Below are 12350 nucleotides of genomic sequence, written 5' to 3' on the forward strand. Positions count from 1 at the left end.
GATTTCATTGCTATATTTAATGACAGATATCGCAGCTATGAAACAGATATCCAAAAATATATTAACGGCGATCTACCAGTTTATCAAATCGCTTAACAATCCCGACAATCGTCCAATTGACTGGAGCATCAGGTCCGCACCCGGCAAATGGTCAAGAAAGGAGATCATGGGCCATTTGTGTGATAGCGCCATGATCAACCTGCAACGCTTTATAAGATGCACTTATCAAGAGAATTTTAAATTGGTCTATGAGCAGGATGAATGGGTAAAAGCACAGCATTACCAGGAAATGACTGAAGATGAAGTGTTGCAATTATGGAAGATCTTGAACCTGCAGATTATTCATGTTCTGGATAATTATCCGACTGACAGGATGCAGGCTAATTGTGACACCGGCAAAACTGAGATAAAGCTCCATACGGTAGAATGGTTGGCGAATGATTATTTAGACCATCTGCAACATCACTTAAACCAGATCAGAGTACATGAACCCGTCAATTGATCCTGGGCAAACTCGTCCAGCCGGTTATTCCGGTACCCCCCTTGCCAAAAAGTTGGGGATAAAAGATAATTTTCATATCGAGGTGATCAATGCGCCTGAATATTACCGATGCCTTTTTACTGATCTGCCTGCTAATTTATATGTCGAAAATGGTAAAGATTCTAAGGTGGATTTGATCCACTTTTTTACCAAAGACCGGCAAGAATATCAATCCTTACTACCGCAATTAAAAAATCGCATCAAATCCAATGGATCGATATGGGTATCCTGGCCCAAGAAATCATCCAAAATAGCTACTGATGTTACAGAAGATATTATCCGGAATTTTGCCCTTCAGACAGGCCTGGTTGATATCAAAGTTTGCGCTGTTGATGAAATTTGGTCGGGCTTAAAACTGGTTATTCCCGTTAAGGATCGTTAAGTTAATCTCGTTGGTTTCAGTGGTTACATAGCCTTGATTTTTCTAACACAACTATTACGATAAGTCCCCCAAAATTCTGTCGTAAGCAAAACCTATTGAGAGACAAACCGTAAAAGCGGTTATTCAAAGTATTTTTATTAACCTAAGTTTAGAGTTTATTTATCAAAAGTCAGATTTGTTCCTCTCGGCTAACATTCCTGCCTAAAAATGATAACTTTGCAACCTTTAATTATAATAAGATGCCTACTATTCAACTTTCGCGTGTACACGGTGATTTCGGCTTTGAGGCTACAGATGAAAATGGACACACTATTAAAATGGACAGCAGCCCTGAAAGCGGCGGTCTGAATTATGGAGTTCGCCCTATGCAGAGCCTGTTAATGGCTTTAGGCGGATGCTCTGCAATTGATGTCATCAGCATACTGAAGAAACAACGCCAGGATGTGGTTGATTATAAGATGACCATCAGCGGTGAGCGCGAAAAAGGCAAGGAACCTTCTCTTTGGCAAACTATCCATGTCAAATTCCAATTGTATGGTGATATTGATAAGGATAAAGCGGCCCGCGCGGTTGACTTGTCTATTAATAAATATTGCTCGGTTGCAGCTACTTTGATGAAAGCAGGTGCAAAAATAACCACATCAGTGGTTGTTCACCCGGCTATATAATTTACGATACATTCTTCTACTACATTCACAAAATATCATGTCTAAAAAATTAGATCCGGTTACCCAGGCTATCCGTATTCAGTCACAAAAAACTCAGCAACAGGAGCACTCTACTCCGTTATATCTTACCAGCAGCTTTACTTTCGACGAAGCCGAAGCGATGCGCGCGGCTTTTGCTGATGAAACAGATGATAATATCTACAGTCGTTTCAGCAATCCTAATGTGGATGAATTTATTGCCAAAATGTGCGCCCTGGAAGGTGCTGATGCTGGTTTTGCGACATCAACAGGTATGAGCGCCATATTCTCATCTATGTTTGCACTGTTAAGTAAGGGAGATCATTTAATCTGTTGCAGCTCAGTTTTTGGGAGTACGTTTACCATGGTAACCAAGTATCTTTCCAGGTTTGGTATTGAAAGCACGCTGGTACCTGCCAATGATAACGCGGCATGGGAAGCAGCCGTTAAGCCTAATTCAAAAATGGTTTACCTGGAAACTCCTACCAACCCTCAATTAGAGGTGCTCGATCTGGAGTGGATAGGTCAGTTTTCTAAAAAACACGGACTCATACTGAATGTAGATAATTGCTTTGCTACACCATTATTGCAGCGTCCGATAGATTTTGGTGCCGATCTGGTTGTTCACTCAGCTACCAAATGGATTGACGGACAGGGTAGGGTATTAGGTGGTGTAATCGTTGGTCGTGCTGATCTGATAAAAGATATTTACCTGTTTTGCAGGAATACCGGACCGTCTATGTCACCGTTTAATGCATGGGTATTAAGCAAGAGCTTGGAGACGTTAGATGTACGCATGCAACGTCATTGCGACAATGCGCTGAAAATAGCTGAGACCTTGCAAGGCAATCCAAATATATCGTGGGTGAAATATCCTTTCCTAAAGGGGCATCCACAATATGATATCGCTAAAAAACAGATGAAATTAGGTGGCGGTGTATTGTGCTTTGAGATAAAAGGTGGTTTGGAAGCTGGTCGTAAGTTTCTTGATGCTCTTGAAATGCTTTCAGTAACGGCCAATTTAGGTGACACAAGGAGCATAGCATCGCATCCTGCAAGTACAACTCACTCCAGGTTAAGTGATGCTGAAAGATTATCAGTAGGGATTACACCGGGACTGATCCGTATTTCAGTTGGATTAGAGAAGGTGGAAGATACAATAGCTGATATTACTCAGGCTTTAGAAAAAAGCTCGCTATAAAAAAAATCCAATACCGGAAACATATCAAAAACCGGTATTGGATAATTATTCCTCAATTCTGTACACTTTCTGTAGAAAGCGTACCTTTTATAACTCATTTACCTCAATATTCAAAAAGTCAGGGCTGTTACATATTCTTAACTTGCCGGATGTATCGACGCTGCTGACAGCATTCCCTATATAACTGCTCTGTAGTAACTTATCCCGTAAATTTCTCGCACATTATTTTTTCCTATTTCCTATTTGGGCAACAGTCATGTGACCAGGTGCTGCATGGCATCGATATTGACTACCTGCGTTGAATGTCTTACGAAAGGACATTGAAACCAAATTTTTAGCTTATGAAGTTCAACTTAAAAAAGGCTATTCTGTTATTTTCAGGAATTATGACAGGGAGTCAACTATTCGCACAAACTCCTGATACAACCAAAACCGTACAAACAACAACAAATTACGTAAAACCATTTTCACCAGAAAATGCTTTTCGCACATGGTCTATAGGAGTTAATGTTGGCGTTTTAACACCATACAACATTATCCAGGACAAGAGAAGCATGGATTTTACATCGCCGAATGGGGAGCTGGGCTACAGCGCTTATATCAAAAAACAAATATTACCTTCTTTTGGCTTACAGCTCAATTTAATGGCAGGTAAGCTTTCCGGTGATCATGCCCAGGCTAATGCAGTTGGATATTCACCTTACAATGGCTTCAGCACCAAATTAAATTATGCTGTCGACTTGAGTGGTAATTTTACGTTGGCCAATATTAACTGGCGCCATAAGCAAGGCTTTATACAGCCATACGTTACACTTGGCGGCGGATTAATGGGATACAAGCCAACTGTGACCATACGCGGTGGAAGCGGGGGCTCGGTAACGGCTGATCAGATACATGAATTTTATATTCCTGCCGGAGCGGGCGTAAAGTTCAATATCTCGCAAAGCATCAATTTGGATCTTGGTTACCAGATCAATTTTGTTAACTCTGACAATATTGATGGGTACAATCATGGTATGGGAAATGATCGGTTCTCTTACGCTCATATTGGGTTAGAATTTGCTTTAGGTTCACGGTCTAAGCCACAACTGGCAACGCATAACCCTGTTAATTCAATGCGTACAGAATACCTGACCGAGGAGGCTACACTGAATAATTCGATACAGGCACAGCGTGCTCAGCTTGAGGCAGAGAAAGCTAAAAATGATAAATTACGTGCAGACCTTGATGTAACTAACGCTAATCTGGCTAAGTTTACTGTTGACAGCGATGGTGACGGTGTTCCTGATTTCTTCGATAAGTGTCCTAATACGCCTAGCGGTACAAAGGTAGACGGCTCAGGTTGTCCGCTTCCAACACCAAAAGATGTGAAGGTGTATGTAACCGAAGAAGATAGAAAAATTGTAAGGGAAGCGATAAAAAACCTTGAGTTTGATTTTGGTAAAGCAACTATAAGGGCGCATTCATATCCAAGTCTTGATAGAGTAGCGCAATTGCTGATCGATAAAAACTTTAGCCTCAAATTAGCTGGCCATACGGATAACGTAGGTTCTGCTGACGCTAACATGAAATTATCAAAAGATAGGGCAGAGGCCATTAAGGCTTACCTTGTAAGTAAAGGAGCTAATGCGTCTCGTATCGAAGCTACCGGATATGGCAAGACTCAGCCGATAGCTAGCAATAAAACAGCAAAAGGCCGTCAATTAAATAGACGTGTTGAGTTTACTTTGTTTTAATAAAATAATCAATAATTAAATTAGAGAGCCGCCCATTATTGAGCGGCTTTCTTGTTTTATGGCACGTCGAAGAAATCTGTCAGCGGGCCAAAGTAGGAATCATCCCAGCCCTCGGCGAAACTTTCGTAATCCGCGTCGGGAATATTAGTATGCCTTAGCTCTACCGAAGTTCCTTTTTTATCGGGATGAAGTTTTATAGTGACGATAGATGCTTCAGGTTGCCCATCAAAATACCATTGCTGTACGATTTTCTTCCCTTGCTCAAATTCCAGGTTCTTTCCTACAATACTTCCTTCCCACATAGAAAACTCCGATCCAGGCTCGGTACTCATAACGGCTTCTTCACCGGTCCATAACTCAATAGTTAATGGATTGGTTAATGCCATATAAATTTCCTCCGGTGTAGCGGGTAGAAGGTAATATTTTTTGAAATCTTTCACAGGTGCAATTTAGTAGAATTAGCTGACTGCACCAATCGGCAAAACTGTCCTACCATATACTTCATTTAAAACATTGGCTATGCCAGTATAAATAGCAGATAATCCGCATATTATGCCTTCGTATCCGGCAAATGTTTTGATAGAAGCGTTACCTGTAGCATCGCCGACAGCTAATAGGAAAAATAGTATAGTAAGCGACGCAAACACGAATTGTAACGCTCTGTTTAGCTTGAGTGTACCGAAGAACATGCAAAAAGTAAAGAAGCCCCAAACGCCCAGATAAGCTGCAATAGCGCCGTCAGTTGGTTTGTCTATCCAACCTACTTTGCTCATTACAATCAGTCCGACAAATGAGAGCCAGAAAAAACCGTAGGACGTAAAGGCTGTTAAGCCAAAGGTGTTATTTTTCTTAGCCTCAATTATACCGGCTATAACTTGCGCGAGTCCACCATAACAGAGGCCCATGGCCAGGATCATAGAGTTCAGCCCGAAGAATCCGGCATTATGAAAATTTAATAAAACTGTAGTCATGCCAAAGGCGCAAAGACCAAGAGGAGCAGGATTAGCGGTCCCATCCTTAGCGGGAACAGGTGTTGTTGGGATCATAGTAATTTAGGTTTATTGTTAGAGTTTATGATGCAATATAATAAATGATTTATAATGATTGCACCCATTATTGCCAATGGGTATTTGCAAATCCGCCTTTCAGCTTTTACCTTTCGGCTTTTACCTCAATAAAATGCAAAAACTGCTATTAATTCGTCACGGCGAAAGTATCTGGAACCAGCAAAACCGTTTTACAGGATGGACAGACGTCGACCTGTCTGAGAATGGCTACCGGCAGGCAAAACGTGCAGGGCAGCTATTAAAAAAGCATTGTTACACTTTTGACACAGGTTTTTGTTCTGTTCTAAAGCGGTCTATCAAAACTCTGGATATTGTTTTAGAAGAAATGGACCTGCTTTGGATTCCTGTGCAGAAGTCGTGGCGGTTGAATGAGCGTTTCTACGGGGCTTTGCAGGGATTAAACAAAGATGAGGTCACCGCACAGTATGGTGCCGAACAGGTTCACAAATGGCGCCGTGACCCGCATGAATTACCACCTGCAATTACCAAAGATGACGACCGTTACCCGGGTAAAGACCCACGCTACAAAAATTTAACTGAACGCGAATTGCCCTTAACTGAAAACCTGAGCGAAACAATGGATAGGGTATTACCTTTCTGGCACGAGAACATTGTTGCTGCTATCCGTATGAATCAAAAGGTTATCGTATCAGCGCATGGGAACAGTTTGCGCGCTTTAATACAGTATATTGACCACTTATCAGATGAGGAAGTTACTCAATTAGATCTGCCTACAGGTGTGCCTTTAATTTATGAATTGGATGACCAATTAAACAGGATCAGGCATTATTATTTGGAATGATGCCTTTAATCCTCTTTATCATATAACACCGCCGCCTTATCAGCCGATGTTTTGATGCCTTTGATCATAGCTGAACTAAAGCCATTGTGCTCCATTTCGTTCAAACCGGCAATGGTACAGCCTTTTGGTGAGGTTACTTTATCGATTTCCTGTTCAGGGTGAGAAGATAACTGCAAAAGCAGATCGGCCGCGCCTTTGGCGGTTTGTGCAGCCATTCTGAGTGCATCATGTGCATGGAAGCCGATCTCTGTTCCTCCCTGTGAAGCAGCGCGTATAGAACGCAGAAAAAATGCGATACCGCAGGCACAAAGCGCTGTAGCCGAGGTCATCAATTCTTCATTGATCTGGATAGTTACGCCAACCGTATCAAAAAGCGATTTTACCAGCTCCATATTTTCATTAGAAGCATTTTCTGTTGAGATACAAGTCATGGATTGACCAATAGCAATAGCTGTGTTAGGCATAGCCCTGACTACCTGAACTAATGTTCCAGCCTGCACATAAATATCATGACAGCTAACCCCCGATACAACAGAGATAAGCAGATGGCGCTGTTTCTTTAACGAAGGACGGATTTCATACATCAGTTTATTCAACTGTTGTGGTAATACTGCTATAACTACTGCGTCCGACCTTTTTACTGCATCCGAATTATTATCAGTCGTTTGAAAACCTTCTTTTGACAACAACGCTAAAGCACCTAAGTTCCTTCTTGTCACAATAATCTGCTCGGGTTTGTAAATCCCTGCTTTAACCAGTCCCCGGGCCAATGAAAGGCCTATATTTCCGCCTCCTAATATCGCTATGGTTTGTATCTCGCTCATTTCTTATTTGCTTAAACGTGTGCCAAATGAATTTTCGTGTTTTAATTGTGCTAAATCGTCAGATTTGCCTATAATTACCGCTTTTACACCACAATTGATAGCGGTAAATGCATTATCCAGTTTTGGTAGCATACCACTGTGAATGATCTGCTGTTCCTTTAGTCTTTCATACCGTACAGGGTCTATTTCCCTGATCAGTGATTCTTCATCATTAATATCCTGCAGCACCCCTTTTTTCTCGAAGCAATATACTAAAGTAGTTTCATATAGCGCCGATAAAGCAACGGCAAGAGCAGAAGCTATGGTATCTGCATTGGTATTTAATAGTTGCCCTTCGCCATCATGAGTGATTGCACAAAATACAGGTGTAAATCCTGCATCCATCAATTTTTCAAGATTTTTTGGATCGATAGATTTATCGTCAATGTCGCCCACAAAACCATAGTCAATGGTCTTAACAGGGCGTTTTTTTGTCCGGATAAAATTTCCGTCCGCACCGGTAAGACCGATTGCATTACTGCCAAACCTTTGCAATTGTGCTACAATATTCTTGTTAATTAATCCGCCATAAACCATCGTCACTACACGCAGGGTTTCAATATCGGTTATCCGGCGGCCATCCACCAGTTTTGTTTCGATGCCAAGCGTTTCAGATAGCTGCGTTGCCACCTTTCCACCACCGTGCACCAGTATTTTATTGCCATCAACCGCGGCGAAATCCTTTAGAAAATGATAAAGATTCTCTGAATTATCGATAACATTCCCGCCAATTTTGATGACATGTAGTTTCTTTTTATCCATGGATAGTAGTTTGCACAAATATTACCCTGCATGTTTTGTGCTTTTGTCAAATAAAGGGCTAAAAATAGTAATTAGGCCGTAAAAATAAGACGAGTTTAAGAACATCCATATATTAAATTAAGTTAATATGGCATAACGAAGGTTTTTTTATCCTTATTTTGCGCTCAAGCTCTGGTAATATTTACTTATGGATCAAAATAAATCGGCCCACATGCCGCGTATTGTTATTATTGGCGGTGGTTTTGGCGGGATTAACCTGGCAAAAAAGCTAAAAAATAAACCTGTAGAAGTGTTGATGCTGGATAAGCACAATTACCATACTTTTCAGCCATTACTTTACCAGGTGGCGATGGGCGCTATTGAAGCTGATTCGATCGGCTTTCCGGTACGGAGAATATTTACCAATCAAAAAAATTTCACTTTTAACCTGGCTGAAGTTAAAACCATCAATCCTGAGAAAAATACCGTAACAGCGGATATAGGTGAAATACCCTACGATTACCTGGTAATTGCTACAGGTGCCAACACCAACTTTTTCGGCAATACGCAAATAGCGCATTATACTATGCCGATGAAAAACATTAGTGAGGCATTGAATATCCGCAGTTACATGCTGCAAAATCTGGAAAAGGCGGTGATCACAACAGATCCAGAGGAAAAGGATGCCCTGCTAACATTCGTGGTAGTAGGAGGAGGCCCGACAGGCGTGGAGCTTTCAGGCGCATTGGCCGAAATGCGTAATAAAGTGCTTTGTAAGGATTATCCCTCATTGTGTGAGGAAGATATGAAAGTGTACCTGGTGGAAGGGAAGCCCGTTGTATTGGGCGCAATGTCTGCCGACTCATCTGCTGCGGCAAAGGCAGCATTGGTAAAAATGGGAGTGATCATTCATAACGGCGTTCATGTGAAAAGCTATGACGGTCATCTGTTAACTATAGACGACGGAACAATTATAGATACCCGTAACGTATTCTGGGCAGCAGGGGTAATGGGAGAAATGCCTGATGGACTGACTAACGGAACCATCACAAGTGGGAAAAGAATATTGGTTGACGAAATAAACAGGGTAAACGGTTATCAAAATATATTTGCTATAGGGGACGTGTCAGCTATGATTACCCCGGAGACACCAAATGGAATACCCGGAATGGCACAGGGCGCTATACAAACCGGTCAGCACCTGGCTAAAAACCTAATGCATATCATCAATGGCGAACCAACTGTTCCGTTTAAATATTGGGATAAAGGCTCACTGGCCACAGTAGGACAAAATAAGGCTGTGGCCGATATTGGCAAGTTCCATTTCCACGGGTTCTTTGCCTGGCTGTTGTGGATGTTTGTCCACCTGATGTCGTTAATGGGGTTCTCCAACAAGCTCAGTGTATTGGTTAGCTGGGCGTCGAAGTATTTTGTGAGAAATACTGATAACAGACTAATAGTGCGGTTCTTTAATATGGAAACCCGCTCGCTCGATACTTCAAAATAGCTTACTTTGACTGTCCGTCCGGAAGTTTGCTCATATAGGCTGCTATTTCCCGTTCATTGGCATCAGGGCTTTGCGACAGCGAGTTGATGATATTCGTTTGTTCCTGTTCGCTTCTGTTCTGGCTCAGCTTCCTTTTGGCTTGCAGATCGGTTACTTCTATTTCAAAGGCAACAATGCCGTTCATCATTTTTAACCTGTATTGCTCCGGCAAGCTCTCCCATTGCTGTAAATAAGCCGATTCGAAAGCGTTTATGGTATGTTTGAGTAACTCCGTCTTTTGTGCAATATCATCCAATATGTGCGCTTTTCCATAAGCATGAACGGCAATATAGTTCCATGTAGGCACATTCTCCACCTTCCCGTAATTGTTAGGTGAGATATAGGCATGAGGCTCCGTGAAGATAACTAAGGAGGTATTCCCTTCTATTTCCTTCCACTGCGGATTTGCCTTTGCAAAGTGAGCTTGCAGGGTCAACTTATCGTTTTCCTCTTTTACCAGAAATGGCAAATGCGTTGCAACAGGTACACCATCCATCTGCGTAATGATTGTAGCAAAACTGTAGCGTTGCATAAATGCTACAATCTCTTGTCCGTCCGTAAATGAGTTAAAAGAAGGAATGTACATCGAGCTTAGTTGATTGAGTTAATTGGTTGATTGAGCTGAATGAGTTCAAACTTAATCAACTCAATCTAACCTAATCAACTTTAAACTATAATGATTCCAGCATCTGTTTCAATACTGCTTGCGCAGCCCAGACACGGTTGCCTGCTTGGTGGATCACTATTGAATTTTCTCCGTCCAGAATCTCGTCGGACAATTCAAGATTACGGCGAACCGGCAAGCAGTGCATCACCTTGGCATTGTTTGTATTTTGCAGGCTATCGTTAGTCAGCATCCAATCGTTATAACCATCGAATACTTTGCCATAAGGTTCATAAGCAGACCAGTTTTTTACGTAGATGAAATCAGCATCAGCCAAGCCTTCGTTCTGATCATGAGTAATAGTTGCACCCTGGGTAAAATCAGGGCATAATTCATAACCTTCTGGATGTGCAATGGTAAAATCTACATCAGCCTTACACATCCATTCCGCAAATGAATTTGGTACAGCCTGAGGTAATGCCTTTACGTGAGGAGCCCAGGTTAAAACCACCTTTGGACGAGGCTTGGTTTTCAGTTCTTCAATCGTTACCAGATCAGCCAGACTTTGTAAAGGGTGACGCGTAGCTGATTCCAAACTCACTACAGGGACACCGCAGTATTTCACAAACTTATTGAATATATCTTCGCTGTAATCTGCATCACGGTCTTTTAACCCCGGGAAAGAGCGCACCCCGATAATATCAACATACTCTCCCAAAACAGCAGCAGCTTCACGAATATGCTCTACAGTACCCCCATTCATTACGGCACCATCTTTCAGCTCTAATGCCCAACCTTCTTTATCTATATTCAACACCATTACATTCATGCCCAGGTTCATGCCTGCCTTTTGGGTACTTATGCGGGTACGTAAGCTAGGATTAAGGAAAATCAATCCTAAAGTTTTATTCTTACCCAAATGCTGATGTGCATATGGGTTTTGCTTTAAACTAAGCGCTTCTTTAACCAGTGCCTGAACGTCGGTTACATCGTTTACGGAGGAAAAAAGTTTCATATGCGACCGGGGTATTATTGTGTTATGGTTGAATGATTTAGAACAGTAGCGAATGCCTCCAAAAATCTATCAGCATGAGCTTTGGTCAGATTTAAAGCAGGTAACAACCTGATCACGTTTGGTTTAGCCTCACCTGTGAAAATATGATGCTTGAATAATAAATCTTTTCTTGCATGGGCCAGCTCTTCAGGCAGTTCAATGCCGATCATCAACCCACGGCCACGAACTTCCAGCACCTGGTCAAATTTCTTTAACTCATCTATCAGGTACCCGCCAACTGTTGCAGCGTTGTTCATCAGTTTATCCTGTTCCATAACTTCCAGTACTGCCAAACCGGCAGCACAAGCCAAATGGTTACCGCCAAAGGTCGTGCCGAGCATACCGTAAGCAGGCTGAATTTTTGGCGAGATAATAATGCCTCCAATAGGGAAGCCATTGCCCATGCCTTTTGCCATGCTGTAGATATCGGCATTTATTCCTGCGAAGTCATGAGAGAAGAATTTTCCTGTCCGTCCGTAACCGCACTGAACTGAGTCTGCGATAAACACCGCATTATGCTGATCGCAAAGCCACCTGATCTTCTGTAAAAAACTCACACTAGCTACCTGTATACCACCAACACCCTGTATCCCCTCTATGATGACGGAAGATACTTCATGCTCGTTAAATGCCTGCTCTAAAGCCGCCTCATCGCACCATGGCAAGAAGATCACGTTCTCGGTTTCATTAATCGGAGCAACAATCTTTGGGTTGTCGGTTACAGCAACTGCCAATGATGTCCGTCCGTGGAATGCTTTGCGGAAAGCTATTACTTTTTTCTTGCCATTGTAGAATGAGGCCAGTTTAAGCGCATTCTCATTTGCTTCAGCACCGGAATTGCACAAGAACAACTGATAATCATCTTTGCCCGAAACTTTGCCCAATTTCTCGGCCAACTCTTTTTGCAAAGGGATCTCAATAGAATTGGAATAGAATCCTATTTGATGTAACTGATCCTCCAATCGCTTTACGTAATGCGGATTGGTATGTCCGATTGAAATAACGGCATGACCGCCATACAGATCAAGGTACTCAGTTCCCTTGTCATCATAAACCAAACTTCCAACACCTTTTACAATGTTGATCGGATTGATTGGATATACATCAAATAGTTTCATTGTAGTACG

14 protein-coding genes are annotated in these 12350 nt (G+C 42.0%); 7 read left to right on the forward strand and 7 right to left on the reverse strand.

Translation table 11 applies throughout. The annotated features are described in order from the left end of the window. Positions 1 to 19: 19 nt before the first annotated feature. The 5 genes from Q3A68_RS03130 to Q3A68_RS03150 all read left to right on the forward strand — a co-directional run bounded on the left by Q3A68_RS03130 (position 20) and on the right by Q3A68_RS03150 (position 4546). The gene (locus Q3A68_RS03130; RefSeq protein WP_302899577.1) at positions 20 to 502 is read left to right on the forward strand and encodes a DinB family protein; all 483 of its coding nucleotides are present in this window, start codon (positions 20 to 22) and stop codon (positions 500 to 502) included. Beyond that, positions 486 to 923 carry a DUF3052 domain-containing protein gene (locus Q3A68_RS03135; protein ID WP_302899578.1) on the forward strand — a complete coding sequence of 146 codons (438 nt, stop codon included), beginning with the start codon at positions 486 to 488 and terminating at the stop codon, positions 921 to 923. Before Q3A68_RS03130 ends, Q3A68_RS03135 begins: the two co-directional genes overlap by 17 nt. Positions 924 to 1162: 239 nt before the next feature. Beyond that, positions 1163 to 1591 (forward strand): OsmC family protein, encoded by a 429-nt coding sequence (locus Q3A68_RS03140; RefSeq protein WP_302899579.1) that lies wholly within the window; start codon positions 1163 to 1165, stop codon positions 1589 to 1591. A 37-nt stretch (positions 1592 to 1628) separates the two neighbouring features. Continuing rightward, entirely contained in the window at positions 1629 to 2810 is a 1182-nt protein-coding gene (locus tag Q3A68_RS03145) for a trans-sulfuration enzyme family protein (RefSeq protein WP_302899580.1), read from the forward strand. 341 nt (positions 2811 to 3151) lie between these two features. Then, a complete protein-coding gene (locus Q3A68_RS03150) occupies positions 3152 to 4546 on the forward strand; it encodes an OmpA family protein (RefSeq protein WP_302899582.1) in 1395 nt (464 codons plus the stop codon). 56 nt (positions 4547 to 4602) lie between these two features. On the opposite strand, the gene Q3A68_RS03155 is transcribed toward Q3A68_RS03150, so the two are convergent. After that, positions 4603 to 4986 (reverse strand): SRPBCC domain-containing protein, encoded by a 384-nt coding sequence (locus tag Q3A68_RS03155; RefSeq protein WP_302899583.1) that lies wholly within the window; start codon positions 4984 to 4986, stop codon positions 4603 to 4605. Positions 4987 to 5004: 18 nt separating this feature from the next. Continuing rightward, entirely contained in the window at positions 5005 to 5592 is a 588-nt protein-coding gene (locus Q3A68_RS03160; RefSeq protein ID WP_302899585.1) for an acetate uptake transporter, read from the reverse strand. Between the two features lie 133 nt (positions 5593 to 5725). Between Q3A68_RS03160 and gpmA the strand changes: the two genes are divergently transcribed. Beyond that, complete coding sequence (gpmA, locus tag Q3A68_RS03165) at positions 5726 to 6415, forward strand: 2,3-diphosphoglycerate-dependent phosphoglycerate mutase (protein WP_302899586.1); 690 nt, start codon at positions 5726 to 5728, stop codon at positions 6413 to 6415. Positions 6416 to 6420: 5 nt separating this feature from the next. Here gpmA and proC read toward each other — a convergent pair whose 3' ends face one another. Together proC and argB are read right to left on the reverse strand one after the other, a co-directional pair. Then, positions 6421 to 7239 (reverse strand): pyrroline-5-carboxylate reductase, encoded by an 819-nt coding sequence (gene proC, locus Q3A68_RS03170; protein WP_302899588.1) that lies wholly within the window; start codon positions 7237 to 7239, stop codon positions 6421 to 6423. A 3-nt stretch (positions 7240 to 7242) separates the two neighbouring features. Then, entirely contained in the window at positions 7243 to 8040 is a 798-nt protein-coding gene (gene argB / locus Q3A68_RS03175) for an acetylglutamate kinase (RefSeq protein ID WP_302899589.1), read from the reverse strand. A 187-nt stretch (positions 8041 to 8227) separates the two neighbouring features. Between argB and Q3A68_RS03180 the strand changes: the two genes are divergently transcribed. After that, positions 8228 to 9526, forward strand: coding sequence for an NAD(P)/FAD-dependent oxidoreductase (locus Q3A68_RS03180; RefSeq protein ID WP_302899590.1), 1299 nt, complete (start codon positions 8228 to 8230; stop codon positions 9524 to 9526). A 1-nt stretch (position 9527) separates the two neighbouring features. Here Q3A68_RS03180 and Q3A68_RS03185 read toward each other — a convergent pair whose 3' ends face one another. The 3 genes from Q3A68_RS03185 to Q3A68_RS03195 form a co-directional block, all read right to left on the reverse strand. Continuing rightward, a complete protein-coding gene (locus Q3A68_RS03185) occupies positions 9528 to 10151 on the reverse strand; it encodes an FMN-binding negative transcriptional regulator (RefSeq protein WP_302899591.1) in 624 nt (207 codons plus the stop codon). A gap of 85 nt (positions 10152 to 10236) precedes the next feature. Continuing rightward, the gene (locus Q3A68_RS03190; protein ID WP_302899593.1) at positions 10237 to 11184 is read right to left on the reverse strand and encodes a Rossmann-fold NAD(P)-binding domain-containing protein; all 948 of its coding nucleotides are present in this window, start codon (positions 11182 to 11184) and stop codon (positions 10237 to 10239) included. A gap of 14 nt (positions 11185 to 11198) precedes the next feature. Next, a complete protein-coding gene (locus tag Q3A68_RS03195) occupies positions 11199 to 12341 on the reverse strand; it encodes an aspartate aminotransferase family protein (RefSeq protein WP_302899594.1) in 1143 nt (380 codons plus the stop codon). Positions 12342 to 12350: the final 9 nt, after the last annotated feature.

Source organism: Mucilaginibacter tolerans (assembly GCF_030519375.1).
Lineage (GTDB): Bacteria > Bacteroidota > Bacteroidia > Sphingobacteriales > Sphingobacteriaceae > Mucilaginibacter.

Bases quoted from the DNA above. Each gene is read 5' to 3' on its own strand.
- Q3A68_RS03130 (WP_302899577.1), top strand. From the start codon at position 20: ATGACAGATATCGCAGCTATGAAACAGATATCCAAAAATATATTAACG.
- Q3A68_RS03135 (WP_302899578.1), top strand. From the start codon at position 486: ATGAACCCGTCAATTGATCCTGGGCAAACTCGTCCAGCCGGTTATTCC.
- Q3A68_RS03140 (WP_302899579.1), top strand. From the start codon at position 1,163: ATGCCTACTATTCAACTTTCGCGTGTACACGGTGATTTCGGCTTTGAG.
- Q3A68_RS03145 (WP_302899580.1), top strand. From the start codon at position 1,629: ATGTCTAAAAAATTAGATCCGGTTACCCAGGCTATCCGTATTCAGTCA.
- Q3A68_RS03150 (WP_302899582.1), top strand. From the start codon at position 3,152: ATGAAGTTCAACTTAAAAAAGGCTATTCTGTTATTTTCAGGAATTATG.
- Q3A68_RS03160 (WP_302899585.1), bottom strand. From the start codon at position 5,592: ATGATCCCAACAACACCTGTTCCCGCTAAGGATGGGACCGCTAATCCT.
- gpmA (WP_302899586.1), top strand. From the start codon at position 5,726: ATGCAAAAACTGCTATTAATTCGTCACGGCGAAAGTATCTGGAACCAG.
- proC (WP_302899588.1), bottom strand. From the start codon at position 7,239: ATGAGCGAGATACAAACCATAGCGATATTAGGAGGCGGAAATATAGGC.
- argB (WP_302899589.1), bottom strand. From the start codon at position 8,040: ATGGATAAAAAGAAACTACATGTCATCAAAATTGGCGGGAATGTTATC.
- Q3A68_RS03180 (WP_302899590.1), top strand. From the start codon at position 8,228: ATGGATCAAAATAAATCGGCCCACATGCCGCGTATTGTTATTATTGGC.
- Q3A68_RS03185 (WP_302899591.1), bottom strand. From the start codon at position 10,151: ATGTACATTCCTTCTTTTAACTCATTTACGGACGGACAAGAGATTGTA.
- Q3A68_RS03190 (WP_302899593.1), bottom strand. From the start codon at position 11,184: ATGAAACTTTTTTCCTCCGTAAACGATGTAACCGACGTTCAGGCACTG.
- Q3A68_RS03195 (WP_302899594.1), bottom strand. From the start codon at position 12,341: ATGAAACTATTTGATGTATATCCAATCAATCCGATCAACATTGTAAAA.